Annotated in this window: 21 protein-coding genes and 1 pseudogene; 7 read left to right on the plus strand and 15 right to left on the minus strand. The window is 72.0% G+C overall.

Features of this window, described 5'->3' with window-relative positions:
* Nucleotides 1–115 precede the first annotated feature (115 nt).
* From BJY16_RS05200 to BJY16_RS05210, 3 genes are all read left to right on the plus strand, one after another.
* Nucleotides 116–1,969, plus strand: a complete 1,854-nt coding sequence (locus BJY16_RS05200) for a 2-oxoacid:acceptor oxidoreductase subunit alpha (RefSeq protein ID WP_185037976.1) — start codon at nt 116–118, stop codon at nt 1,967–1,969.
* Nucleotides 1,962–2,999: a 2-oxoacid:ferredoxin oxidoreductase subunit beta gene (locus BJY16_RS05205; RefSeq protein WP_185037977.1), complete on the plus strand. Its 1,038-nt coding sequence runs from the start codon at nt 1,962–1,964 to the stop codon at nt 2,997–2,999. The genes BJY16_RS05200 and BJY16_RS05205 overlap by 8 nt, the downstream gene beginning before the upstream one ends.
* A gap of 425 nt (nt 3,000–3,424) precedes the next feature.
* Nucleotides 3,425–4,375, plus strand: a complete 951-nt coding sequence (locus BJY16_RS05210; protein WP_185037978.1) for a hypothetical protein — start codon at nt 3,425–3,427, stop codon at nt 4,373–4,375.
* Between the two features lie 73 nt (nt 4,376–4,448).
* On the opposite strand, the gene BJY16_RS05215 is transcribed toward BJY16_RS05210, so the two are convergent.
* The 4 genes from BJY16_RS05215 to BJY16_RS05230 all read right to left on the minus strand — a co-directional run bounded on the left by BJY16_RS05215 (nt 4,449) and on the right by BJY16_RS05230 (nt 9,121).
* Nucleotides 4,449–4,634 (minus strand): hypothetical protein, encoded by a 186-nt coding sequence (locus tag BJY16_RS05215; RefSeq protein ID WP_185037979.1) that lies wholly within the window; start codon nt 4,632–4,634, stop codon nt 4,449–4,451.
* Nucleotides 4,635–4,761: 127 nt separating this feature from the next.
* Complete coding sequence (locus BJY16_RS05220) at nt 4,762–5,778, minus strand: potassium channel family protein (RefSeq protein ID WP_185037980.1); 1,017 nt, start codon at nt 5,776–5,778, stop codon at nt 4,762–4,764.
* Nucleotides 5,779–5,857: 79 nt separating this feature from the next.
* Nucleotides 5,858–8,443 carry an ATP-binding protein gene (locus BJY16_RS05225; protein WP_221501897.1) on the minus strand — a complete coding sequence of 862 codons (2,586 nt, stop codon included), beginning with the start codon at nt 8,441–8,443 and terminating at the stop codon, nt 5,858–5,860.
* A gap of 459 nt (nt 8,444–8,902) precedes the next feature.
* Complete coding sequence (locus BJY16_RS05230; RefSeq protein ID WP_185037982.1) at nt 8,903–9,121, minus strand: FmdB family zinc ribbon protein; 219 nt, start codon at nt 9,119–9,121, stop codon at nt 8,903–8,905.
* A gap of 79 nt (nt 9,122–9,200) precedes the next feature.
* Between BJY16_RS05230 and BJY16_RS05235 the strand changes: the two genes are divergently transcribed.
* Nucleotides 9,201–10,421, plus strand: coding sequence for a murein transglycosylase (locus BJY16_RS05235; protein WP_185037983.1), 1,221 nt, complete (start codon nt 9,201–9,203; stop codon nt 10,419–10,421).
* A gap of 88 nt (nt 10,422–10,509) precedes the next feature.
* Nucleotides 10,510–11,526 carry a GNAT family N-acetyltransferase gene (locus BJY16_RS05240; protein WP_185037984.1) on the plus strand — a complete coding sequence of 339 codons (1,017 nt, stop codon included), beginning with the start codon at nt 10,510–10,512 and terminating at the stop codon, nt 11,524–11,526.
* Nucleotides 11,527–11,576: 50 nt separating this feature from the next.
* Here the strand turns inward: BJY16_RS05240 and hemB are convergent, their stop codons facing one another.
* From hemB to BJY16_RS05280, 8 genes are all read right to left on the minus strand, one after another.
* Nucleotides 11,577–12,566, minus strand: coding sequence for a porphobilinogen synthase (gene hemB / locus BJY16_RS05245; RefSeq protein WP_185037985.1), 990 nt, complete (start codon nt 12,564–12,566; stop codon nt 11,577–11,579).
* Nucleotides 12,567–12,621: 55 nt separating this feature from the next.
* Nucleotides 12,622–14,208: a bifunctional uroporphyrinogen-III C-methyltransferase/uroporphyrinogen-III synthase gene (locus BJY16_RS05250; protein ID WP_185037986.1), complete on the minus strand. Its 1,587-nt coding sequence runs from the start codon at nt 14,206–14,208 to the stop codon at nt 12,622–12,624.
* Nucleotides 14,205–15,170, minus strand: coding sequence for a hydroxymethylbilane synthase (gene hemC / locus BJY16_RS05255; protein WP_185037987.1), 966 nt, complete (start codon nt 15,168–15,170; stop codon nt 14,205–14,207). The genes BJY16_RS05250 and hemC overlap by 4 nt, the downstream gene beginning before the upstream one ends.
* Nucleotides 15,167–16,480: a glutamyl-tRNA reductase gene (locus tag BJY16_RS05260; protein WP_185037988.1), complete on the minus strand. Its 1,314-nt coding sequence runs from the start codon at nt 16,478–16,480 to the stop codon at nt 15,167–15,169. The genes hemC and BJY16_RS05260 overlap by 4 nt, the downstream gene beginning before the upstream one ends.
* Nucleotides 16,477–17,217 (minus strand): redox-sensing transcriptional repressor Rex, encoded by a 741-nt coding sequence (locus BJY16_RS05265; protein WP_185037989.1) that lies wholly within the window; start codon nt 17,215–17,217, stop codon nt 16,477–16,479. The genes BJY16_RS05260 and BJY16_RS05265 overlap by 4 nt, the downstream gene beginning before the upstream one ends.
* 232 nt (nt 17,218–17,449) lie before the next feature.
* Entirely contained in the window at nt 17,450–18,091 is a 642-nt protein-coding gene (locus BJY16_RS05270) for an HAD family hydrolase (RefSeq protein WP_185037990.1), read from the minus strand.
* Between the two features lie 9 nt (nt 18,092–18,100).
* Nucleotides 18,101–18,349: a glutaredoxin family protein gene (locus BJY16_RS05275; RefSeq protein ID WP_185037991.1), complete on the minus strand. Its 249-nt coding sequence runs from the start codon at nt 18,347–18,349 to the stop codon at nt 18,101–18,103.
* 49 nt (nt 18,350–18,398) lie between these two features.
* On the minus strand, nt 18,399–19,925 hold the full coding sequence (locus tag BJY16_RS05280) for a class I adenylate-forming enzyme family protein (protein WP_311775298.1): 1,527 nt from the start codon (nt 19,923–19,925) through the stop codon (nt 18,399–18,401).
* 351 nt (nt 19,926–20,276) lie between these two features.
* Here BJY16_RS05280 and BJY16_RS05285 point away from each other — a divergent pair, with 351 nt between their 5' ends.
* Nucleotides 20,277–21,221: an ECF subfamily RNA polymerase sigma factor, BldN family gene (locus BJY16_RS05285; protein ID WP_185037992.1), complete on the plus strand. Its 945-nt coding sequence runs from the start codon at nt 20,277–20,279 to the stop codon at nt 21,219–21,221.
* A gap of 166 nt (nt 21,222–21,387) precedes the next feature.
* Nucleotides 21,388–22,248, plus strand: a pseudogene (locus BJY16_RS05290) (DUF5667 domain-containing protein); the annotation flags it as partial.
* A gap of 391 nt (nt 22,249–22,639) precedes the next feature.
* Here the strand turns inward: BJY16_RS05290 and BJY16_RS05295 are convergent.
* From BJY16_RS05295 to BJY16_RS05305, 3 genes are all read right to left on the minus strand, one after another.
* Nucleotides 22,640–23,650, minus strand: coding sequence for a lysophospholipid acyltransferase family protein (locus BJY16_RS05295; RefSeq protein ID WP_185037994.1), 1,011 nt, complete (start codon nt 23,648–23,650; stop codon nt 22,640–22,642).
* A complete protein-coding gene (locus BJY16_RS05300) occupies nt 23,647–24,726 on the minus strand; it encodes an NAD-dependent epimerase/dehydratase family protein (RefSeq protein ID WP_185037995.1) in 1,080 nt (359 codons plus the stop codon). The genes BJY16_RS05295 and BJY16_RS05300 overlap by 4 nt, the downstream gene beginning before the upstream one ends.
* 73 nt (nt 24,727–24,799) lie before the next feature.
* Nucleotides 24,800–24,901 (minus strand): 30S ribosomal protein bS22, encoded by a 102-nt coding sequence (locus tag BJY16_RS05305; RefSeq protein WP_007465623.1) that lies wholly within the window; start codon nt 24,899–24,901, stop codon nt 24,800–24,802.
* Between the last annotated feature and the right edge of the window lie 52 nt (nt 24,902–24,953).

Consider the following 24,953-nt stretch of genomic DNA (forward strand, 5'->3'; position numbering starts at 1 on the left):
CGGTCCGCGGCGGCTCTCGTAAGGAGCGGCGAAGTAGTGTGGAAGTGACGATTGTGCGGGCCGGCTCATCGACGTGCGTACACAAGATCGGCCCGCGCTCTTTGGAGGTTGAAACGTGGCCGCTCCCGCGAAGCGAGTCGAGCAGCTGGACCGGGTGGTGATCCGATTCGCCGGCGACTCGGGCGATGGCATGCAGCTCACCGGTGACCGGTTCACCTCGGAGACCGCGCAGCTCGGCAACGACATCTCGACGCTGCCGAATTTCCCCGCCGAGATCCGCGCGCCCGCCGGCACCCTGCCGGGCGTGTCGAGTTTCCAGGTCCATTTCGCCGACTACGACATCCTGACCCCGGGCGACTCCCCCAACGTGCTCGTCGCGATGAACCCGGCCGCGCTCAAGGCGAACGTGTCGGAGCTGCCGCCCGGCGCCGACCTGATCATCAACACCGACGAGTTCACCAAGCGCAACCTGGCCAAGGTCGGCTATGCGGCCAGTCCGCTGGAGGACGGGTCGCTCGCCGACTACGCCGTGCACCCGGTCGCGCTGACCTCGATGACGGTCGGCGCGCTCGCCGGCCAGGGCATCTCGAAGAAGGACGCCGAGCGCGCCAAGAACATGTTCGCGCTCGGCCTGCTCTGCTGGATGTACTCGCGACCATACGAGTCCACCCTGCGGTTCCTGGAGCGCAAGTTCGCCAAGCGGCCGGAGCTGGTCGAGGCGAACAAGACCGCCTTCCAGGCCGGGTGGAACTACGGCGAGACCACCGAGGCCTTCGCGGTGCGCTACGAGATCAAGCCGGCCCGGATGCGGCCCGGCACCTACAAGAACATCACCGGCAACCAGGCGCTGGCGCTCGGCCTGGTCGCCGCGGCGGTGCGGTCCAAGCTGCCGCTCTTCCTCGGCGCCTACCCGATCACCCCGGCCTCGGACATCCTGCACGAGCTGTCCAAGCACAAGCGGTTCGGCGTCACCACCATGCAGGCCGAGGACGAGATCGCGGCGATCGGGGCGGCGCTCGGCGCGGCCTACGGCGGCGCGCTCGGCGTCACCACCACCTCCGGGCCCGGGGTGGCGCTCAAGGGCGAGACCATCTCGCTGGCGATCGCCCTGGAGCTGCCGCTGGTCATCGTCGACGTGCAGCGGGCCGGGCCGTCCACCGGCATGCCGACCAAGACCGAGCAGGCCGACCTGAACATGGCGCTGTTCGGTCGGCACGGCGAGGCGCCGCTGGCCGTGATCGCCCCGAAATCCCCGTCGGACTGCTTCCACGCCGCGTTGGAGGCGGCGCGGATCGCTCTGACCTACCGGACGCCGGTCATCCTGCTCTCCGACAACTACGTGGCGAACGGTTCCGAGCCGTGGCTGCTGCCCTCGGTCGACGAGCTGCCCGACCTGTCGGTCTCGTTCGCCACCGAGCCGAACTCGCCGGACGGGCGCTTCCTGCCCTACCTGCGTGACCCGTCGACGCTCGCCCGGCCGTGGGCGGTGCCGGGCACGCCCGGTCTGGAGCACCGCATCGGCGGCCTGGAGAAAGCCGACAAGACCGGCGACATCTCCTACGACCCGGCCAACCACGAGTTCATGGTCCGCACCCGGGCGGCCCGGATCGAGGCGATCGAGGTCCCGGAGGTCGACGTCGAGGACCCGTCGGAGGACGCCCGCGTCCTGGTGCTCGGCTGGGGTTCGACCTACGGCCCGATCGGGGCGGCGTGCCGGGCGTTGCGGCAGCGCGGCCTGACGATCGCGCAGGCGCACCTGCGTCACCTGTCACCGCTGCCCGCCAACCTCGGCGAGGTCTTGAAGAACTACGACAAGGTCGTCATCCCGGAGATGAACCTCGGGCAGCTCGCCCACGTCATCCGGGCCCGCTACCTGATCGACGCGGTGCCGTTCAACCAGGTCAGCGGCTTGCCGTTCACCGCGGCAACGCTGGAGAGCATGCTGGAGGACGTGGTCAAGAATGGCTAGCCCCGCGCTGGACCCATCAACCCGAGCCCTGAAGCTCACCGCGAAGGACTTCAAGTCCGACCAGGAGGTGCGCTGGTGCCCCGGCTGCGGTGACTACGCCATCCTGGCCGCCGTCCAGGGCTTCATGCCGGAGCTGAACATCCCCCGGGAGAACATCGTCTTCGTCTCCGGGATCGGCTGCTCGTCCCGGTTCCCGTACTACATGAACACCTACGGGATGCACTCGATCCACGGCCGGGCCCCGGCGATCGCCACCGGCCTGTCCGCGTCCCGCCCGGACCTGAGCGTCTGGGTGGTGACCGGTGACGGCGACGCGCTCTCGATCGGCGGCAACCACCTGATCCACGCCCTGCGCCGCAACGTCAACCTGAAGATCCTGCTGTTCAACAACCGGATCTACGGCCTGACCAAGGGGCAGTACTCGCCGACCTCGGAGCTCGGCAAGATCACCAAGTCGACGCCGGCCGGGTCGGCGGACTCACCGTTCAACCCGCTCTCGCTCGCGCTGGGCGCCGAGGCGACCTTCGTGGCCCGCACCATCGACTCGGACCGCAAGCACCTGCAGTCGGTGCTCCGGGCCGCGGCGGCGCACGAGGGCTCCGCGTTCGTCGAGATCTACCAGAACTGCAACATCTTCAACGACGGCGCGTTCGACCTGATCAAGGACGCGGACACCCGCGACGAGCACCTGATCCGCCTGGAGCAGGGCCAGCCGATCACCTTCGGCGCCGACGGGAAGTACTCCGTCGTGCACCCGGAGGGCAGCTTCGGCCTCCAGGTGCAGGAGGGCGGCCAGGCGATCGTGCACGACGCCACGGTCGACGACCCGGCCTACGCGTTCGCGCTCAGCCGCCTCTCCGGCTCCGACCTGCTCACCACCCCGATCGGCGTCTTCCGCGACGTCCAGCGCCCGTCCTACGACGAGATCGTCCGCAAACAGGTGCTGGACGCCCAGGCCCGGGCCACCGGCACCCCGGAGGAGATGCTCAACGACCTCCTCAACACCGGCGACACCTGGACGATCATGTAAAGCGGGATCCCGCGGAAGGCCCGGCATCGCTCGATGCCGGGCCTTTCCCTTTTCGGTACGGACCGCGGGCGCTTCGACCGTGCGCCGCGCCTCGCGCACGGCCCGGACCCGGCCCGTGCGCGGAAAACAGTTGTGAAGATTAACGAATAACGGCGCCGTCGCGGGAAACTCAATTTCGAGACCTGCGTCTCTTTCCGGCCTCCGATCAGGATTCCTTCCCGATTCCCGCAGCGCCGGAAAATGGTCTTCCGCACCTCGCAGATCAGCGCGGACAGGCGTACCAATATGGACGGTCAGGCCGCCGGGCCGCCATTCGCCGCGACACAGGCGCGGGTATTGACCCTGTTACTGTCCCTCCCGAATCAGGAGCAAGTTTCACGTTCCTGTGTGGCCGATTCGGCCACTCACCGCAAGACGGGGGACAAATGAAGTTGAAGCACACGCTGGGCACCGGGTTCATCGCGATGGCGGTCACCACCGTGTCGTTGATGGCCGGTGGCACTGCCGCCATGGCACAGGATGACCTGTCCCCTCGGAACAGCATCGAGACGGCTCTCCAGCAGGCCGATGCCGTGCCGGTGTTCACCCGGGTCGAGCCGGGCGCGACTCCGGTCCGGGTCGAGGTCGCCGCCGCCACGCCGAAGGCCGCCGTCGCGACCAGCGCCGGCGTCCTCGGCGTCACCCTGGTGACCTCCGACATCGACTCGGCCGCGTCGCTCGGCGAAGCGCGCGGTTTCGGCGAGGTCGCGCCGGACACCGACGCCGTGGTGCGCCCGCAGGAGGACGGCGCGCAATTCCTCTCCGTGATGAAGGAGGACTCGGCGCCCGGCGCGCAGCGGTACAAACTCGACCTTCCCGCCGGCACGCAGTTGGAGAGCAGTCACGGAGGCGGCTTCTCGCTGATCCACGACGGTGCGGAGATCGGCGCCGTCGAGGCGCCCTGGGCACGGGACGCGGCCGGTCGGCACCTGCCCACGTCGTACCGGCTCGAGGGCGACACGCTGATCCAGGAGACCGACGTGTCCGGCGCCACCTTCCCGGTGGTCGCCGACCCTCGGTTCTCGGTCGGCTGGGGTGTCTACATGTCGCTCAACGGCGGTGAGATCCGCACCTACGGTGGCGCCATCGTCGCCATCGGCCTGGGCGGGGTCGCGGTGGGCTGCACCCAGGTCTCCAGGATTCCGCATGCCGGTCTCAAGGCACTGCTGACTCTCGCCTGCGCGACCGCCGGCGTCACCAACGTCAGCAAGATCGGCCCCTTCATCAAGAAGGCCTTCGACAACCGGAACGTCGACCCGAACAAGTGCTACCAGACCAAGCTGGCCGGCAGCGGCATCGGTGTGTGGCACGAGGTCCGCAGGAGCAAGTGCGACTGACGCCCCGGCGCCGTCATGGATCGAGCCCGGCCACCTTCACCGGTCGCCGGGCTCGCCCCTTTTTCGCCCGACGTTATTTCTTCCTGCTCAGCGCGAACCACATGAAGATCGCGCCGGACATCGCGACGGTCGCCACGGCGAGTCCCGCGGCAAAGGAGAAGTCCCAGAGAAAACCTGCGACGACCAATGCCAGCAATGTCGTCAAGTAGACGATGGTGGCATTTCGCTCGGTGATGAAACTGTTAGCTCGCTTGCTCATTCGTTGCCATTCTCGGTCGTCAAGCACGGTGCACCCATACTAGGTATCGGTGGCAATACCGGGACGACCGGCACCGAACGACAATTCTGAAAATAAACCTGAATGACAACCGATCCGCCGACCGGCGTCAGAAGGACACCCCGGTCGATGCCGACTGGTCGTCGCGGATGTAGACCAGCAGGTCGCCGGTCTCGATGGTGACCGCCTGCTCGCCGCCGAGGGGCAGCACCTTGCCGCGCCGGATCAGCGCCACCACCAGCGTGGGCAGCTCGCGCGGGTTGCGGCCGACCTCGGCGCGTTCCGCCGAGCGCATCGCCAGCGCCATCCCCTGGCCGGGGGTGAGCAGGTCCTCCACCACGTCGATCAGCGGCGGTGCGGTGGTGGTCAGGCCGAGCAGCCGGCCCGCCGTGGACGACGAGACGATCACGTGGTGCGCGCCGGACTGCTTGAGCAGCGCCGCGTTCTCCTGCTCGCGGACCGCCGCGATGATCCGCACCTGGCCGGCGGTCAGCTGGCGCACGGTCAGCGTGATCAGCACCGACGCCTCGTCCTGGTCGGTCGCGATGATCACCGACTTGGCGTTCTTCACGTCCGCGTCGAGCAGCACCGACGAGCGGGTGGCGTTGCCCTCGATGACCACGAACCCGTTGGCGGTGGCCTGCCGGACGGCGGCCTCCCGGTTCTCCACGATCACGATGCGGGACTTGTCGTAGCCGGTCTCCAGCAGCGCGTCGACCGCGGCCCGGCCCTTCGTGCCGTAACCGCAGATGATCACATGGTCCTTCAACTTGCGCCTCCACCGGGAGATCCGCAGGCCCCTGCGGTACTGGTCGGTCAGCACTTCCAGGGTGGTGCCGACCAGGATGATCAGGAAGAGCACCCGGGCGGGGGTGATGAACAGGACGTTGATCAGCCGGGCGCTCTGGGTCGCCGGGGTGATGTCGCCGTACCCGGTGGTGGAGAGCGAGACGACCGCGTAGTAGAAGCAGTCGAGCAGGGTGAGCCCGTCCTCGTTGACGTCGCGGTAACCGTCCCGGTCCGCGTAGACGACCGCCACGGCGCTGAGCACCAGGGCGAAGGCCATCACCAGCCGGACAGCGAGGGCTCTCAGCGGTCCCTGTCGGACCAGCGGGAGGTGAATCATGGGACCGCCTGCACGGACAACACCCTAACGGCATCCGCCACGATGATCCGCATCACCCGGCCAGCCGGGCCGGCCGGAGTCAGCGGACGATCTGCGCGAACCGCGCGGCGCCGCCCTCCAGGTCCGGGTGCTCGACGGCCAGCGCCATCGCGACGATCCGGTCGAAGCCGAGGGTGGCGCCGTCGGCGTAGCCGGCGTCGAAGGCCGCGTCGCCGAGCGCGGCGCGCAGCTCGGCCTGCTGCGCCGACCAGAACGCGCCGAACGACTCGGTGCGCCGCGCGCCCCGGGCCGCCTCGGCCCCGCCGAACAGCACCGCGGCCGTAGCCGGGTCGCCGCCCAGCGCGCAGCGGACCGCGATGGCCGCCACCGCGTCCGCGGCCGCGCCCCGGAACCCGTGCCGCAGCCGGGACCGCAGCGCCACCACCAGGTGATCGTGCGCGGCCACCAGGTCGCCGCGGCACAGCGCGACCATGCCGAGCATCCAGTCCACCGCCCGCCGGCCCCGGTCCGCCGGGCGCGCCGCCTCCATCTGCCGGGCCGCGCCGAGCAGCTCGGACGCCTCGTTCAGGGCGCCCCGGCGCCAGCACAGCTCGGCCAGCGCCAGCACGGCCGGCAGCGACTCGCTGGCCACCCCGGCCCGCTCCGCCTGGGCGATCACCGACCGGCAGGACCGCTCGGTGTCCTCGGCGCCGCGGTCGTCCAGCCGGACCCGCCGGCCGCCCAGCGCCCGCACCAGCAGGGCCGGGTCGCCGGCCTGCCGGGCCGCCCGCTCGGCCCGGCGGAGCAGGTCGTCGCGCTCCGCCCGATCGTCGGTGAGGTCGGCGTGGATCAGGTAGGCCCGGGCCAGCTCGGCCGGCTCGGTGTCCGCGCCGACCCGCTCGCAGAGCCGGCTGAGCAGGCTGCGGCCCTCACCGATCCCGCCGTGCTCGTGCCACCACGGGTTCAGCGCCCCGGCCAGGCGCAACCCGGCCCGGACGTCGCCGCCCGAGGACGCCCAGCGCAGCGCCGCCTGCCACTCGTCGACGTACGGGCCGAGGTCGGTCAGCGAGACGGTCCGCTCCTGCCCGTCGGTGTCCACCGCGACGGTCTCCAGCGCGTCCAGCGACCAGGCCAGGTGCCGGTCCCGGACGGCGGCCTCGTCACCGGCGGCGGTGAGCTGGCGCAGCGCGTACGACCGGACGTGCCCGGACATCCGGTACCGAGGACCGGGCACCACCTCGATCAGCGACTTGTCGGCCAGCTCGGAGAGCGCGCTGAGGGCGCCCTCCCCGCACCAGTCGACGGTGGCCAGGTCCACCGGCCCGGCGAAGACCGCGAGCCGGCGCAGCAGCTCGGCGGCCCGGCTGCCCAGGCGCTGGTAGGACCACTCCAGGTTGTTGCGCAGGCTGGCGTGCCGGCCCTCGCCGCAGGCGTCGCTGTCCAGCGCGCCGATCGGGTCGTCCAGCCGCCGGGCCAGCAGGTCGGCCGGCATCAGCCGGAGCCGGGCGGCGGCCAGCTCGATGGCGAGCGGCAACCCCTCCAGCCGGGCGGCCAGCTCGGCCAGCTGCTCGTCGTCGTCGCCGCGCCGGCCGCCGCGGGCCGCCGCGGCCCGGTCGGCGAGCAGCGCGAACGCGTCGGCCGGCAGCATCGGCGGGATCCGCCACACGGTCTCCCCGGCCAGCCCGAGCGGGGCCCGCCCGGTGGCCAGCACGTCCAGCCGGCGGCAGCGGGCCAGCAGCCGGTGCGCCAGCGCCGCGGTCAGCCCGGGCGCCGCGTCGCAGGTCTGCAGGATGACCAGCATCCGCCGCTCGGCGCACTGCTCGACCAGGGTCTCGATCATCGGCCGGCCCGGCTCCGGCCGCAGGCCCAGGGCCGCGGCGAGGGCGGTGGGCAGGCCACCGGCCGCGCTGGCCGCGTCGATCGTCCACACCCCGCCGGGGTACGCGGCCAGCACCTGCTCGCCGACCGCCAGGCTGAGCCGGGTCTTCCCGGCGCCGCCCGGTCCGACCACGCTGACCAGCCGGTGGCCGCTGAGCAGCTCGGCGAGCTCGGCCACCTCGGACTGCCGCCCGACGAACGTGCTCGGCTCGGCCGGCAGGTTGTGCCGGGGCGCCTCGGCGGTGCGCGGCCGCGGGAAGTCCCGCTCCAGGCCGGGCGCGATCACCTGGTAGAGCTGCTCGTCGTCGTCGAAGCCGCGCAGCCGGAACGAGCCGAGCGCCTGCAGGTCGACGGCGGCCAGGGTGGCCGCCGCGGCGTTGGCCACCCGGCCGTGCCCGGCGGTGGCGTAGGTGGCGGTCACCGCGAGCGCGGTCGCGGCCGAGCAGAGCACCTGGCCCCCGTGCGCGGCGGCGGACACCCGGGCGGCCCGGTGCACCTCGGCGCTGGCGTACTCGGTGCCGACCGGGGTGGCCCGTCCGGTGTGCAGTCCCATCCGGACCTTCGGCACCGCGTCGGCGCGCGGCCAGGCGTAACCGGCCAGCCGGCGCTGAGCCTCCACACAGGCCGCCACGGCCGCGTCGGCGTTGTCGAACGCCACGAAGAAGGAATCACCCTCGGTGAGAAGTTCGACACCGCCGAAGTCACTCAGCGCAGCACGTAACAGAGCGCGATGTGCGTTCAGCACAGCGCGATAGCTGTCACCGAGCATCCGGGCCAGACGTGTCGAGCCCTCTATGTCAGTGAACATAAAGGTCACGAGGCCACTGGGTAGCTCGAGCCGTCCCGACACGGTTGAACCTCCGCCCCCTTGGGAAGTCGCGACTCATGCTGCCGTATCTCAGAGTCACCGCCCATCGTAGAAACGGACGGTAACCATCTGCCCGCCACGGCCGACCCCTTACGGAGGACATCCCCCATCCTGGGATCGACGTCGGCATACGGGACTACGCGTGTCGTAACGAAAGAGATCGAACGCGGAAACGACGCGGTCGGCCAAAACCGCCGGGCCGTTCGGGTGTACCCGTACGTGTCATCCCAAGACCTGGGAAATCGGCCCTGAGCAGGGGAATTTTATCGGCAACCGGTTGATCGGCAAGCACAGAGGGTGAGATTGGACAGCTGGTTGGCCACCAATGTCGACGCACGACCGGAATCGAGGGGTTTGCGGTAAGGAGTGGCGTAGATCACTCCACCCAGTGATCGTCGATCAGCAGCCGCAACCCCCGCCGCAGCAGCCGCCCCCGCCACCACCGGCCGGGCCGGCCGGCGCGGCACCGCCGCGGCCGGTGACGGCGACAGTGGACAGCAGCTTCACCGTGTCGTCGTGCCCCTGCGGACAGGACGCCGGCGCGCCGGCCTCCCGCATCGGGCGGCTGACCTCGAAGGTGGCGCCGCAGGCGCGGCAGCGGTAGTCATAACGTGGCATCGCACCAGCGTAGGGCCCCTCATCGGGGCCGGGCCGCACGCCCTCCCGCCGGTGGTCCCGGCCCGGTAGGGTCGAGCCCGTGGCGGAGGCACCGAAAATCCCAGCAGAGCGGCCCGGGTTGCGGGCGGCCGTGCCCGAGCCGGCGACCGCGACCGCCACCCCGGCGAAACCGGCGACCGCGACCCCGGCCAAGCCGGAAGCCGTCGCGAAACCGGACGCCACGGCGAAACCGGAAGCCACGGCGAAGCCCGATGCCACGGCGAAGCCCGATGCCACGGCTGAATCCGAAGCCGTGACCACGACGGCGGCCCCGGCCAAGCCCAGCCTGCTGCGCCGCTCGGCGGGCGCGCTCGGGCGCGGCGGCCGCGGCGTCGCCACCTGGTCGAGAGGGCCCAGCGGCCGGGTCATCCTGCCCAGCGCCCTGGTGATCGCGCTGATCGGCGGCGCCGGCGCGGCCGGCGCCTACCTGGTCCCCCGGGCGCTGGACGCGCCGCCCGCGGCGAGCGCCACCCCGACCTTCGGCGAGGCCGTGCAGCCCTCGGCCGCCGACCCGAACGCGCTGCCCACCGAGGGCCTCCCGACCGGCCCGGGGGTCGGCGGGACGGTTCCGCCCGCCACCTTCCCGGCCACCACCGTCCCCGGCGCGGTGCCCACCACCGCCGCGGGCGGGCTGCCGCCGGTCACCGCCGCCACCGGCGCGGCCGGTGGCCGCCCGGCCGACACGCTGGCCGCCTGGGCGCAGACGATCGGCACCAAGGTCAGCATCCCGGTGATCGCGGTCCAGGCCTACGGCTACGCCGAGCTGGTCACCGCGCAGACCACCCCGAGCTGCCACCTGACCTGGACCACGCTCGCCGCGATCGGCAAGGTGGCCTCCGCGCACGGCAGCGCGAACGGCGCGGTGCTCGGCCCGGACGGGGTGGCCCGGCCGGCCATCTTCGGCCTGCCGCTGGACGGGCAGGGCGGCCGGCCGCTGGTCGCCGACACCGACCAGGGCACTCTGGACCAGGACCGCAGCTTCGACCGCGAGGTCGGCCCGATGAAACTCACCCCGGGCACCTGGCGGGCGAACACGGTGGACGCCGACCGCAGCGGCGCCGCCGAGATCAACGACATCGACGACGCCGCGCTGGCCACCGCCACCGCGCTCTGCCGCGATCCGAAAGGCACGCTTCGCGACCTGTCCCGGGCCGACTCGTGGTGGGACGCGGTGCTGTCGCTGAACAACGGGGCGCTCCGCACCTCCGCGCAGAAGGTGTTCGAGGCCGCCAACGACTACGGCCGGCGCAGCCGCACCTGAGCCGCGGTTCGCGACGCTCGGTGAGCGCGCGCGTACTTTTGCGTGGTCAGCACTTCCCTGAAGGTCGGCTGCACGGCACGATGTACGGGTGAGGGTGCGTGAATGGGATCCCCGCTCCGCGTCCCCGGCTGAGGTCCACTCGCTGGTGGAGACGGTCAACGCGGTGCTGGCGGCCGACCTCCCCGACGATCCACCCTGGCGGGACGTGCAGGTCCGGGAGTACCTCGCCGAGACGATGCCGGGCGAGCGCCGGATCTGCTGGGTGGCCGAGGACGACCGCCTCCCCGAGGGGGAGAGCGCGATCTACGCCTTGGTCAGCATCCTGCTGCTGGGCGACATCGGCGTGCTCGAGATCCTGGTCCGGCCGCACCTGCGCCGCCGGGGACTGGGCCGCGAGCTGCTCGCGGTGGCCGCGCGCCGGGCGTACCTCGAAGGGTTCTCCTCGATCGGCGTGGAGGCGATCGGCGGCACCCCGGCCATCGGCTTCTACGAGGCGCTCGGCTTCGAGCGGGAGTATGTGGAGACCCGCAGTGTCCTCAGTCTGGACACCGTCGACTGGGCCGCGCTCGGCGCCATGGCCAGCGGCATCAGCAGCGGTTACCGGGTGGAGTACCACCCCGGCGGCCCGCCCGCCGCGCTGCTCGAGGCCTACGCCCGGGCCAAGGCGGAGGCGCAGACCGACGACGACGATCTCGACCTGACGCCGCGCTCGTCCGATCCGGAGCGGCTCCGCGAGTCACTGGAGACACTGCACCGGCGCGGGCTGAAACCGTACATCGTGCTGGCCATCCACGAGGCGACCGGCGCGGTGGCCGGGCTGACCGAGCTGGTGGTCCCGGCCCAGCACCCGGAGCGCGCCGATCAGTACGACACGATCGTGGTCCGCGAGCACCGCGGCTACGGCATCGACCGGGCGATCAAGGCGCGGATGCTGTTCGAGCTGCGCGCCGCCGAGCCCGGCCTGGGCCAGGTGCAGACCTGGAACGCGCAGCACAACGAGTCGATGCTGAAGGTGAACGCCGAGCTGGGCTACCAGTCCGACCGCGACTGGTTCGAATACATCGCCGACGTCGCCCAGCTCGTCCAGAGGCTGGAGCCCCACTGACCGCGGTCAGGGGTGTCCCCACCACGGGAAGACACCCCTGACGACCAGCTTCAGTACCGGTCGCGGAGCAGCTGGGCGGCTTCCAGGGCCCAGTAGGTGAGGGTGATCTGGGCGCCGGCTCGTTTGATCGACGTCAGGGTCTCCAGGATGGTGCGCTCGCGGTCGATCCAGCCGTTCGCGGCGGCGGCCTCGACCATCGCGTACTCGCCGGAGACCTGATAGGCGGCGACCGGGATGGTGACCCGGTCGCGGACCGCGGCGATCACGTCGAGGTAGGGCAGGGCCGGCTTGACCATCACCATGTCCGCGCCCTCGGCCACGTCCAGGTCGACCTCGCGCAGCGCCTCCCGCACGTTCGGCGGGTCCTGCTGGTACTGCCGCCGGTCGCCCCGCAGCGTCGACTCGACCGCCTCGCGGAACGGGCCGTAGAACGCTCCGGCGTACTTCGCGGCGTAGGCGAGCACCGCGACGTCCTGGTACCCGGCCCGGTCCAGCGCCTTGCGCACCACGCCGATCTGGCCGTCCATCATCCCGGACGGGCCGACCACGTGCGCGCCGGCGGCGGCCTGGGCGACCGCCATCTCGGCGTAGATGTCCAGGGTCGCGTCGTTGTCCACGGACCCGTCGGCGGCCAGCACCCCGCAGTGCCCGTGCGAGGTGAACTCGTCCAGGCACAGGTCGCTCATGATCACCGTGGCGTCGCCGACCTCGCTGATCAGGTCGCGGATGCCGACGTTGAGGATGCCGTCCGGGTCGAGCCCGGCCGAGCCGGTCTCGTCCTTGCTGGTGTTCTCCGGCACGCCGAACAGCATCAGGCCGCCGATCCCGGCGCTGACCGCCTCGTGCGCGGCCTTGCGGAGCGACTCGCGGCTGTGCTGGACGACGCCGGGCAGCGAGCTGATCGGGCGCGGTTCGCTCGCGCCCTCCTTGAGGAAGAGCGGCAGGACCAGCTCGGCCGGGGCGACGCGGGTCTCCTCGACCAGGCGGCGGATCGCCGGGGTGCGCCGGAGCCGGCGCGGACGGATGTCAGGGAAGGACATCAAGCGCTCCTGAAAGAAGTGCGCGCCGGGGGGATCCCCCCGGCGCGCGGAAAAATCAGCGGAAGCGGAGAGCCGTCGGGCCCTGCACCTTCGAGCCGCGGCGCTGCTTGGCGGGCATCGCCGCGAGCTTCTCGCGCAGCTCCATGGCGTACTCGGCGAGCGCCTCCACCAGGTCCGGGACCGAGGCGTTCTGCGGCTGGGTGTCCACCCGCAGGCCGAACTCGATCGCGGTCTCCGCGGTCTTCGGGCCGATCACCGCGACCACCGTGCGGGCGTGCGGCTTGCCGGCGATGCCGACCAGGTTGCGGACCGTCGAGGACGAGGTGAAGAGCACCGCGTCGAAGCCACCCGACTTGATCGCGTCGCGGATCTCGGCCGGCGGCGGCGCGGCCCGCACCGTCCGGTACGCGGTCACGTCGTCCACCTCCCAGCCCCGCTCGATCAGGCCGGCCGCCAGCGTCTCGGTGGCGATGTCGGCGCGCGGCAGCAGCACCCGGCCGACCGGGTCGAGGATCTCGTCGTGCGGCGAGAACTCGGCCAGCAGGCCCTCGCTGGACTGCTCGCCGGCCGGGATCAGCTCGGGCTGGATGCCGAAGGCGCGGACCGCCTCGGCGGTGGCCTCACCGATGCAGGCGATCTTCACGCCGCCGAAGTGGCGGGCGTCCAGGCCGTGCTCGGCGAACTTCTCCCAGACCGCGCGGACCGCGTTGACCGAGGTGAAGACGACCCAGGCGTACCGGCCGTCGACCAGGCCCTTGACCGCGCGCTCCATCTGCGCCGGGGTGCGCGGCGGCTCGACCGCGATGGTCGGCACCTCGCACGGGATCGCGCCGTAGGCCCGCAGCCGGGCGCTCATCGCGCCGGCCTGCTCCTTGGTCCGCGGGACCAGCACCTTCCAGCCGTACAGCGGCCGGTTCTCCCACCAGCTCAGCGGGTCCCGCTCGGCCACCTCGGCGCCGACGGTGAGCACCACCCGGCCGGTGAAGCCGAGCGCGGCGGCCACGAAGCTGTCCACCGTCGAGGTGGTGGTGTACTGCGTCTCGCCGGTGCCGTCGCCGGTCACGCCGACCGGCACGCCCGGCTCGACGCCGGCCGCGAGCAGCCCGTCCCGGACCGCGGCCAGGTCGCCGGCGTCCACCGCGACCGCGAACGAGCCCTTCTGGGCGGCACCCGCGAGAGCGTCGAAGTCGAGCGTGGTGACGTCGTCGACGTCGGCGGCGATCCGCACGCCGGGCAGCGGCACCCCCGCGTACGCGGCGACGCCCTCGGCCTGCCCGATGCCCGGGATCACCTCGAAGTGCACCGCGGTCCGGGCGACCGCCTGCACCTCCTTGACCACCGACTCGTGGCCGAACGGGTCGCCGGCCACCAGGTGCACGGCGGCCAGGCCGGACTTGGCGGCGGAGAGCAGCACCTTGGCGACGTCGCCGGGGGCGCCCTCGGCCGGGCTGAACTGGGCGTCCTCCTTGGCGTCCGCACGAACCGCGGCCAGCAGGGACTCGGGCACGCCGCGGTCGTAGACCACCTGGTCGGCATCGGTCAGCGCGGCATAGGCGCGGCGGGTCAGCAGCTCCGGGTCGCCGGGTCCGGCGCCGATGAACGCGATGCGTCCGGCTGGCTTGCGGGCGGTGCGGGTGGTCATTCTGTGCTCCCCATCAGGGTATCGGCGCCGGCGTCGAGGAGATCGGCGGCGAGTGCCTTGCCGATCTCCGCCGCCCCGGCGGGCGTTCCGGTGCGCGACAGCCGGATGGCTCGAACCCCATCCGGGCTGATCACCGCACCGCGCAGGTGAATCATCTCCTCGCCGCGCCCGTCCCCGGGGGCCGAGCCGGCATGCCCACCCCGGACGAGGCGGGCATAAGCGGCGACCGGGGCGGCACACCCGGCCTCCAGCGTGGCCAGCAACGCCCGTTCCGCCAGCACGGCGGCCCGGGTCGGTGCGTGGTCGAGCGCGGCCAGCAGCTCGACCAGGTCGGTGTCGCCGGACCGGCACTCGACCGCCAGCGCACCCTGGGCCGGGGCGGGCAGCATGAGCGTCGGGTCCAGCGTCTCGGTGATCTCGGCGGCGCGGCCGATCCGCGACACCCCGGCACGAGCCAGGATGACCGCGTCCAGGTCGGCGTCGGGACCGAGCACCCGCGCCATGCGCGTGTCGATGTTGCCCCGGATCGGCGTGACCTGCAACTCCAGGCCGAGCGCGCGGAGCTGGGCGATCCGCCGGACCGCCCCGGTGCCGACCACCGAGCCGGGCGACAGGTCGGCCAGGGCGCGCCCGTCCCGGGCGATCAGCACGTCCCGCGGGTCCTCCCGGCGGGGCACCGCGGCGATGTGCAGCCGGGGGTGCTCGCCGGTGGGCAGGTCCTTGTACGAGTGGACGGCGAAGTCGATCTCGTCGGCCAGCAACGCGTCACGCAGCGCCGAGACGAACACGCCGACGCCGAGCTGGGCGACCGGCGCGGACGAGGTGTCCCCGGGCGTCACGATGCGGACCAGCTCGACCGGCCGGCCGGTGACCGCGGTCAGCTCGTCGGCGACCATCTGCGACTGGGTGAGCGCGAGCTTGCTGCCCCGGGTCCCGAGGCGCAGCGGCTTCGTGGTGGTCACGCCCTTCCTCCGATCTCGGGTACCGCGTCCGCGTGGGTGGCCATCGGGACGTCCAGGTCGAACAGCTCACGGAGCAGGGCGGCGTACTGATCCCCGCCCGGCTCGGCGGCCAGCTGCCGGACTCGGACCGTGGGCTGGTGCAGGATCTGCTGGACGACCCGGTGCAGGGTACGGGAAACGTCGGCCCGTTGCTCCTCGGTGAATTCCGGCCGCCGGCTCAGCAGCTTGCGCATCTCGGCCGAGACGGTCTCCTCGGCCCGGGTCCGCAGCGCGGCCACCGTCGGGGCGATCTCCGCCCCGCGCATCCAGCTGAGGAAGTTGTCCACCTCACCGGTGACGATCTGCTCGACCGCCGCGGTCTCGGCGGCGGCCGGGGCCGCGCGGCGGCTGGCAGCCAGCCGGTCGATGTCGACCACGGCCAGCCCGGGCAGATCGGCGGCGTCCGGTGCGACGTCGCGCGGCACGGCCAGGTCGAGGACGACCAGCGGCGTGCCGCCGGTCCGGGCGGTCAGGGCGGTGGCCAGCAGCGGCCGGGTCAGCACCGGTGACGTGGACGCGGTCGCGCTGACCACGATGTCCACCTCGCTGAGCTGGTCGACGAGCTGCTCGAACGGTACGGCGACCGCGCCGTACGCCTCGGCCAGCCGATCCGCGCGGTCAGCGCTGCGGTTGGTGATCCGCAGCGGGCCGACGCCGGTCCGGGTGAGCGTGGCGACCGACAGCGAGCCCATCGCGCCGGCCCCGATGACCAGCGCCGGGCGGCCGGCCAGCGGTCCGCCGAGGTGCTCGGCGGCGACCTCGAGGGCGGCCGTGACGACGCTCTGCCCGGCCTTGTCGATGCCGGTCTCGGCGTGCGCCCGCTTGCCGACCCGCAGCGTCTGTTGCATCAGCTCGTGCAGCAGCCGGCCGGCCGAGTCGGACTCGGTGGCCGAGTGGTACGCGTCGCGCAGCTGGCCGAGGATCTGCGCCTCGCCGACCACCATCGAGTCGAGCCCGGAGGAGACCCGGAACGAGTGCTGGACCGCGGCCTCGCCGTAGTGCACGTAGAGGTGGCCGGCCAGCTCGTTGGCCGGGATGCCGGAGTGCTGGGACAGCACGTTGCAGATGTCACCGAGGCCGCCGTGGAACCCGCTGACCGCGGCGTACACCTCGACGCGGTTGCAGGTGGAGACGACCACGGCCTCGCTGACGTACGGCTGCGCGACCAGTTTCTGCAGGATCTCCGGGACCTCGGCCTCGGGGATGCTGAGCCGTTCCAGGACGGCGACGTCGGCGGTGCGGTACGACGCACCGATGCTGAGGAGATTCACGACCCGACTGCCTCCTGGTCACCCGTGGCGTCGCCGGCCCCGCCGGGGAGGGCGGTCAGCGACGCCTTGCGGTGTTCGTGGAACGAGAGGATCTGCAACTCGATGGCGAGATCCACCTTGCGCACATCCACGTTCGGCGGGACGGCCAGCACGCAGGGCGCGAAGTTCAGGATGCTGGTCACCCCGGCGGCGACCAGCACGTCGGCGACCGCCTGCGCGGAGGCCGGCGGGGTGGCGATCACCCCGATCGCGATCGACTCCTCGGCGGCGATCCGCTCCAGGTCGTCGATGTGCCGCACGGTCAGCCCGTTGATCACCTCGCCGACCTTCTTGCGGTCGGCGTCGAAGAGCGCGACGACCCGGAAGCCGCGGCTGGCGAACCCGGCGTAGCCGGCCAGGGCGTGGCCCAGGTTGCCGACCCCGACCAGGCAGACCGCGCGGTTCTTGTCCAGGCCGAGGATGTACTCGATCTGGTCGACGAGCAGGGCGACGTCGTAACCGACGCCGCGGGTGCCGTAGGACCCGAGATGTGAGAGATCTTTCCGGAGTTTCGCGGAGTTGACCCCGGCTGCGGCGGCCAGACCCTCGCTGGATACCGTTTCCGCACCGGCCTCGGCCAGATGGTGCAGGGCGCGCAGATATTCGGGCAGCCGCGCGATCGTCGCCTCCGGGAGCTCCGGGAAGGCAGGGACGCCACCGGCATCGCCGGGCGTGCTTCCGTGACGCTGCTGACTCATCTGACTCCGTGCCGACGAGGCGAACCTGCGGTGAGCCCGTTCTGTGCGATACCGGTGAGACCCTCGTGGGGCGACTGTGGTAGCGGGGCTCGTCGAAGCCACAGAGTAGGCGCTTGTGAAGGCGTGCACAAATCGCGATCTTGTCGGGACAATTGGACAAGATCGACCCGGCTGTGCTAGCCGAGCCGACCTGTCGAGTATTACGTGTGATACCCCGGAAGGGCCACCTGACTCAGAGTGACATGGCCATCTTTACCGCTTCGACGAGCGAATCGGCGACCGGACGACCTGATTCACGCAGCCGGGCCGGATCGGTGAACCCGCCGGTGTAGAGCACCGAGGCGGCGCCCACCGCGTCGGCCGCGGCCGCGTCGTCCAGCGAATCGCCGATCAGCACCGCGTCGCCGCCCGCGACGCCGAGCCCGTCCAGGTGGCGGGCCAGGTGCCCGGCCTTGAGGTCGCCGCCCACCTCGGCGCGCAGCCCGTCGATCCGGGTGAACACCCCGGCCAGCCCGTAGGTCTCCACGGCCGGCACCAGCTCGCTGTGGAACCACATGGAGAGCAGCGACTGGGTCCCCGGCCAGGTCTTGATCGCGGTCATCGCGTCGTGCGCCAGGGTGATGTCGGTCAGGCCCATCCGGTACGCGTCGTGGAAGATCCGGTCGAGCCGGCCGAACTCCTCCGCGTCCACCGCCCGGCCGAGCATCTCGGCGTAGAACTCGGCGACCGGACGGCGGAACATCCGCCGGTGCTCGTCGGCGCCGACCGACCGCCCGCCGACCGCGGCGAAGGCCTCGTTGGTCGACGACACGACCAGGTGAAGATCGTCGAGAAGGGTTCCGTTCCAGTCCCAGACCAGGTGCTTTGCTGTCACCCGGGCAATTTACAGCCGGGGCTCGCCGGGCTGTCGAGCCAAATCCCGCAGCAGCCGGGCCTCCTCGACCCGCCAGTACCCGTGCTCCTCGCCGTCCAGCAGGATCACCGGCACCCGGTCGTCGTAGTCGCGTTGCAGCTCGATCGACGAGTCCACGTCCACCCGGGTCCAGTCGCCGGGCGCGATCCGGTCCAGGGTCTGCTCGGCCACCTCGCACAGGTGGCAGCCGTCCCGGCTGATCAGCGTGATACGGGTCATGCCGCCACCTCCGCTTCGCTCCGGCGCCGACCTGACTTCTGGACCGCGCTCATCGCAACTCCCTCTTCCGGATCTTGCCGCTGGCCGACCGCGGCAGCGACCCGACCAGCTCGATGGTCGGCAGCTTGAACCGGGCCAGCCGCGCGGCGCAGTGCACCTGCAACTCGGTCGCCGACGGCGGCGGGTCGCCGGCCACCACCACGTAGGCGTGCGGCCGCTGCCCGGCCTCCGAATCCGGCCGGGCGACCACCGCCGACTCGGTCACCCGAGGATGCGCGTCCAGCACCCGCTCGATCTCAGCGGGGTAGACGTTGAACCCGTTCACCAGGATCAGCTCGCCGATCCGGTCGACCAGCACCAGGTCACCGTCGGCGTCCGCGTAGGCGATGTCCCCGGTCGGCCACCAGCCGTCCGGGTCCGGGCCGCCCGATCCGTCCGGCCAGTACCCGGCGAACAGGTTCGGCCCGCGCACCACGATCTCGCCCGGATCGGTCCCGGCCGACACGGCCACCGCGAGGTCCAGCTCGGCGAGATCCTCCTCCGGCGAGGCCGTCCCGTCCCGCCACAACTCCACCCCGTTCCTGGTACGCAGGGAGAGCTCCACCCCGGGCAGGGGCCGGCCGATCGAACCGGTCTTCTCCGGGTGGCTCACGGCGGTCGTGGTGAGCACCGGAGCGCACTCGGTCAACCCGTACCCGATCAGGATGGTCTTGCCGGTCACGGCCCGGAAGCGCGCCGCGGTCGCCTGGTCCAGCGGCGCCGCGCCGCACACCGCGGTCCGCACCCCGCGCAGCGCCTCGCCCGCGCCGGCCTGCCGGGCCCACGCCTGGTACATCCCCGGGACGCCGACCACCACGGTCACCCGGTGCTCGGCGATCAGGTCCAGGGTGGCGGCCGGCTCGAACCGGTCGGCCAGCACCCCGGTCGCCGCGTGGTGCGCCACGCTGCCCAGCCCGGTGTTCAGCCCGTAGGCGTGGAAGAACGGCACCGAGAGCAGCACCACGTCGTCCGGCCCGACCACGGCCGGCTCGATCCGGTCCAGCTGCTCGTGGTTCGCGGCGAGCGCGGCGTGGGTCAGCATCGCGGCCTTCGGCCGGCCGCTCGTCCCGGACGTGTAGAGCAGCACCGCGAGATCATCCGCGGCCACCCGCGGCAGCTCGGTGGTCACGGCCGCATCAAATTCCGGACGTACGCACGACTCGCCGAGTCCGAGCCGTAACTCGTCCGCCTGTCCGATCACGATCAGCGCACAGCCGGCGTCGGCGATCGCGTAGCCGGCCTCGTCCGCGGTGTACCCCGGATTGATCGGCACCGCGACGCGGCCGGCTCGCAAGGTCCCGAACCAGGTGACCACGAACTCCACGGTATTGCCGAGCACGGATGCGACGCGATCTCCGGGCGCCGTCCGGCCGGCCACGAAATGCGCCGCCGCGGTGACCTTGGCATCCAGATCCGCCCAGGTCAGGACGGTGTCACCGGCGATCAGGGCGGTGGCCTGCGGGCGGCGGGCAGCGGCCTGGGCGACCGGGTCACGGGCGGGTTCCTCCACGACGCCCGAGTCTGGCACAAACGTCACCCGACCGGGATAGCGGACAGCCGGTCCGTTGCCCTGCGGCCCCGGATCAGCGAGGGTGACCTTGATACCGGATGCCGAGTTCGGACGGATTCGCGGCTTTGCGCGCAGCGCACATGGTGTGCGACTCCCCGTGTCCGAACTCGGTGATACTTCCGGTCTGTGTAACGGACTCCACACGAACGGGTGAGGTTACCGGCGATTTCCGCGGGTTGCCCCACCCCTTTTGTATGCGAGTGACCACCCTCATCCCGAGGAGGCCGCTGTGCCACACAAAGGACGGAATCGCCGTGAATCCCTGCCTGGCGGGGCGGATTCACGGACGCCGCAGGCCCGCCGGGTTGAGGAGGCGCAGTGACTCATGTGTACGCCGGGGACCCGTACCACCGCGACGCCCTACCGGGGAGACAAGCGCTCTCCGAGGGCTTGAACGCGATCCGGGAGTCGGTCGACGGAATGATCACCAACGCGATCCGCGGGGACGGCCCGCGGCGCACCGGCAACCGCCGGTCGCTGAACAACTCGCCGTCGGTACCGGCGCCCGGAGCCAACGGCAAGTTCGGCGGCAACCGGCTCGGCGCCCGGCCACCGGCCCAGCCGACCGCCGGGCAGCGCTCCAACCTCCCGGAGGGCGAGACGATCGGCGGTGAGCACACCGTCGTGCTGCCCACCCAGAGCAAGACCGGGCCGCCCACCGAGACCCAGCCGCCCAAGGCCCGCCCGGACCGGGGCGACCCGGCCGCCGAGGTGTGGGCGCTGGTCGAGCGGGCCCAGGCCGGCGAGTCGGAGGCGTTCGGCCTGATCTACGACCGGTACGTGGACACCGTCTTCCGGTTCGTCTACTTCCGGGTCGGCAACCGGCAGCTGGCCGAGGACCTCACCTCGGACACCTTCCTGCGCGCCCTCAAACGGATCGGCAGCTTCACCTGGCAGGGCCGTGACCTGGGCGCCTGGCTGGTCACCATCGCCCGCAACCTGGTCGCCGACCACTTCAAGTCGGGCCGGTACCGGCTCGAGGTGACCACCGGCGACGTGCTCGACGCCGACCGCGAGGACCGTGGCCCGGAGGGCAGCCCGGAGTCCGCGGTGGTCGACCACATCACCAACGTCGCCCTGCTCACCGCGGTCAAGCAGCTCAACCCGGAGCAGCAGGAGTGCATCGTGCTGCGGTTCCTGCAGGGCTTCTCGGTGGCCGAGACCGCGCAGACGATGGGCAAGAACGAGGGCGCCATCAAGGCCCTGCAGTACCGCGCCGTCCGCGCGCTCAACCGGCTCCTGCCGGAAGGATTCCAGTCTTGATCGGGCGCTCCCGGATGTCGATCTCCGATACCCGATGGTCCCCCTCCGCACCCGTAACCGGACCCGCGTGTCGCGCGTTTGTCCGGATGCGACCCGTGGCTGCCAACCGTGGTCCGGTCGCCGACGCCGGCATACGGGCCGGCGGGACACTCACGAGCGAGGGGAGGTGCCCACGGTGAAGTTGCCTTTTCTGGATCGCCGGAGCGCCGAGCGCTTCGCGGAACAGGTCGACGACCTCAGTGGCGCCGGTCGGCACCACACCCGTGGTCACGCCGATGACGAGCTGATCGAACTGGTGGCGCTCAGCCACCGTCTGGCCGCCACCCGGCCGGCCGGGCAGGTCGACGCCGAGTTCCGCGTCGGTCTGCGCGCCATGCTGGTCGCCACCGCCGAGCGGGACGGCATCGGCCGGACCGCCGTCGAGGCGGATCCCGAGCCGGTCGCCGAGCCACCGGCCCGCGGACGAGCCGTCTTCGGCCGTCGGATCCGCACCCGGGGCGCGATCGTGCTCGGCGTGGCCGCCGGGGCGATGGCCGTCTCCGGGATCTCCGCGGCGAGCGAGAGCGCGTCACCGGGCGACGCCCTGTACAGCGTCAAGCGCTCCACCGAGCGGGCCCAGCTGGCCATCGCCGGCTCGGACGCCAGCCGCGGGCAGCTGTCGCTGGACTTCGCGCGCAACCGGCTGACCGAGGCGACCGCGATGAGCGGCGACGCCGCGGCGTTCCGGGACGTGCTGGACGACATGGACGCGGACACCCGCAAGGGCGTCCGGCTGATCACCACCTCCGCGGTGTCCCGAAAGGATGCCAAGCAGCTGACCACCCTGGACACCTTCGTCACCGAGCAGCGGGCGACCTTCGAGCCGACGCTGCGCAGCCTCTCCACGCCGAACCGGGAGCGGGCGCTGACCTCGCTCGGTCTGCTGTCCGACGTGGCCCAGCGCACCGAGCAGCTGCGGACCGGGCTGGACTGCGAGAAGGTGGCCGCGGCCGGCTCCGACGAGCTGGGCCCGAAACTGCACGGCTGCGGGGACGGCTCCGGGCCGGCCGACAAGACGCCGCCGACCTCGACCCACTCCGGTGGCGACAAGTCCAACAAGAAGAACGGCCAGGACAGCACGCCGGACAAGCCGACCCGCACCGGGTCGACCGCCCGGCCGGGCAGCTCCGCGGACACCACGGTGCCGGGCGACAAGGCGACCACGACGCCCGCCGGCGGCGCCACCTCCACCGGGACCAGCACGCCGGCCCCGGACGGGACGCCCGCCATCGACGGCGGCGAGCCCGAGGACGACGGAGGGCTCGGCGGCCTGCTGGGCGATCTGTTCTAGTTTCACCTCATGACGTGGCGAGGGGCGGTGCCGGATTACTCCGGGGCCGCCCCTCAATCGTCACTATAGGACGGTTCGCACCTGCCTGCTACCGAGCGAACGGATCGGGCCGTTTCTGCAGCAACTCGTGCAGGGTCGCCTGAATCGTCTCCCGGACCTGGTCGGCCAGGTTGTAGACGACCAGCGGATCGTCCGCGTACTCGGTGAGGTGGGCGGTCGGGATCGGCGGGCAGAACTCGATCAGCCACTTGCTGGGCAGCGGGATCAGGCCCAGCGGGCCCAGCCACGGGAAGGTCGGGGTGACCGGGAAGTACGGCACGCCGAGCAGCCGGGCCAGCGGTTTCAGGTCGGCCAGGATCGGATAGATCTCCTCGGCGCCGACGATCGCGACCGGGACGATCGGGGTGCCGGTGCGCAGCGCCGCCGAGACGAACCCGCCGCGGCCGAAGCGCTGCAGCTTGTACCGCTCGGAGAAGCGCTTGCCGATCCCCTTGAAGCCCTCCGGGAAGACGCCGACCAGCTGGTCGCTCTGCATCAGCCGCTCGGCGTCCGGGTTGCAGGCGACCGTGGCGCCGGCCGCCCGGGCCAGCTCGCTCAGGCCGGGCATCCGGAAGACCAGGTCGGCGCCGAGCAGCCGGAGGGCCCGCCGGTGCGGATGGTTCTCGCGCAGCGCCACGGTGAGCATCAGGGCGTCCAGCGCCAGCGTGCCGGAATGGTTGCCGACCACCAGGGCGGGGCCGTCGGCCGGCACGTTCTCGATGCCGAACACCTCGGTGCGGAACCAGTCGCGGTAGAGCACCCGGAGCATCGGGTGGAACACCGCGTCGGTCAGCTCCGGGTCGAAGCCGAACTCGTCCACCTCGTAGGCCCCGGCGAGCCGGCGGCGCAGGAAGGCCAGGCCGCCGGCGATCCGCCGGTCCCAGACGTCGATCGGGTCCGGGACCGCGACCGGGGCCGCGGTCGACTCCAGCTTGGCCACCTGCTCGTCCGGCTTCTCCGGGATCGGGCGGCGGCCGTTCAGTTTCCTCGGCTCGGGCACCTCGGGCAGCCGGAAGTCGGCGTGCCCGGGCAGCATGTCGCGGAACTCGTCCTGGCTCACGGGTGGTCACTCCCGGCGGGGGTGGCGTCGGCTGTCGCCCGCACCCGCCGGATGCCGTCCAGGATCGCCTGCTCGGCGGCGGCGAGCCGGTCGGCGGTCAGCGAGGAACCGGCCACGTGCGCCTGGATGAACTCCTCGAACGCGGTGGCGGTGGTGCGCGGGGTGAAGCCGAACTCACGGGTCAGCCGGGTGGTGTCGACCACCCGGCCGTGCACGAAGAGGTCGATCTGGTCCAGGCCGATCTGCTCGACGCCCAGCTGACGGGCGAGCGCGGCGGCGGTGGACAGCCCGCTCTCGGGCAGCGGCAGGGCGATCCGGCCGGCCCGGCGAACCGCCTGGGACAGCATCAGGACGCCGGCGCCGGCGACGTTGTAGGTGCCGGGATGCTCCTCGGTGACCGACCGGTGCAGCACCTCGAGCGCGTCGTCCACGTGGACGAACTGGAGGCGGGCGTCGCGGCCCAGCACGGTGGGCACCAGCGGCTGGGCGAAGTACCGGGTCAGCGAGGTCTCGGCGGACGAGCTGATCATCGGGGCGAAGCGGAGGACGGTGGCCGCCACCTCGGGACGGCGGCGGCGGAACCCGCGGACGTAGCCCTCGATGTCGAGGATGTCCCGGGCGAACGGGCCGCGGGGCACCGCCCGCGGCTCGGTGTCCTCGGTGAAGACGGCGGGGTCGCGGAACGACGCGCCGTAGGCGGCCGTGGAGGAACGCACCACCAGCTTGCGCAGCCGTGGCGCGCCCTGAGCGGCGGCCAGCACCTGCATGGTGCCGATGACGTTGTGCTCTTTCATCCCGGCACGGCCGCCGTGGTCCGGGTCGGGCACGCTGGTCACCGCCAGGTGCACGACCGCCTCGGCGCCGAGCTCGGCGATGGCCTCGGTGGCCGCGCGCGCGTCGGCCCGGATCCGCTCTACCCCGTCCAGCAGGCCGAGAAGGCGTGCGGGAGGGTCATGCGGATCCAGACCGACGACACGGTCGATCCGGGGATCTGCGGCGAGGCGCGCGGCCACCCGAGCGCCGAGGTATCGGCTGACTCCGGTGACCACGACAACGCTGGGCGGTGAGGTCACCACGAGCGCACCTTTCGATGCAGAGCCTGGGGTCGGCAAGCGACGGCGTCAGCCGGGTAGTGCACCCGGCCGGCCGTCACTTGCCCAAACGGCGACGCTGGACGCGGGTCTTGCGCAGCAGCTTGCGGTGCTTCTTCTTCGCCATACGCTTGCGGCGCTTCTTGACCACGGAGCCCATACGAAAGCCTCTCGAACCATGTTTGAGTGGAACCGGCGCGCGACCGGAACCG

The organism is Actinoplanes octamycinicus (assembly GCF_014205225.1).
GTDB lineage: Bacteria > Actinomycetota > Actinomycetes > Mycobacteriales > Micromonosporaceae > Actinoplanes > Actinoplanes octamycinicus.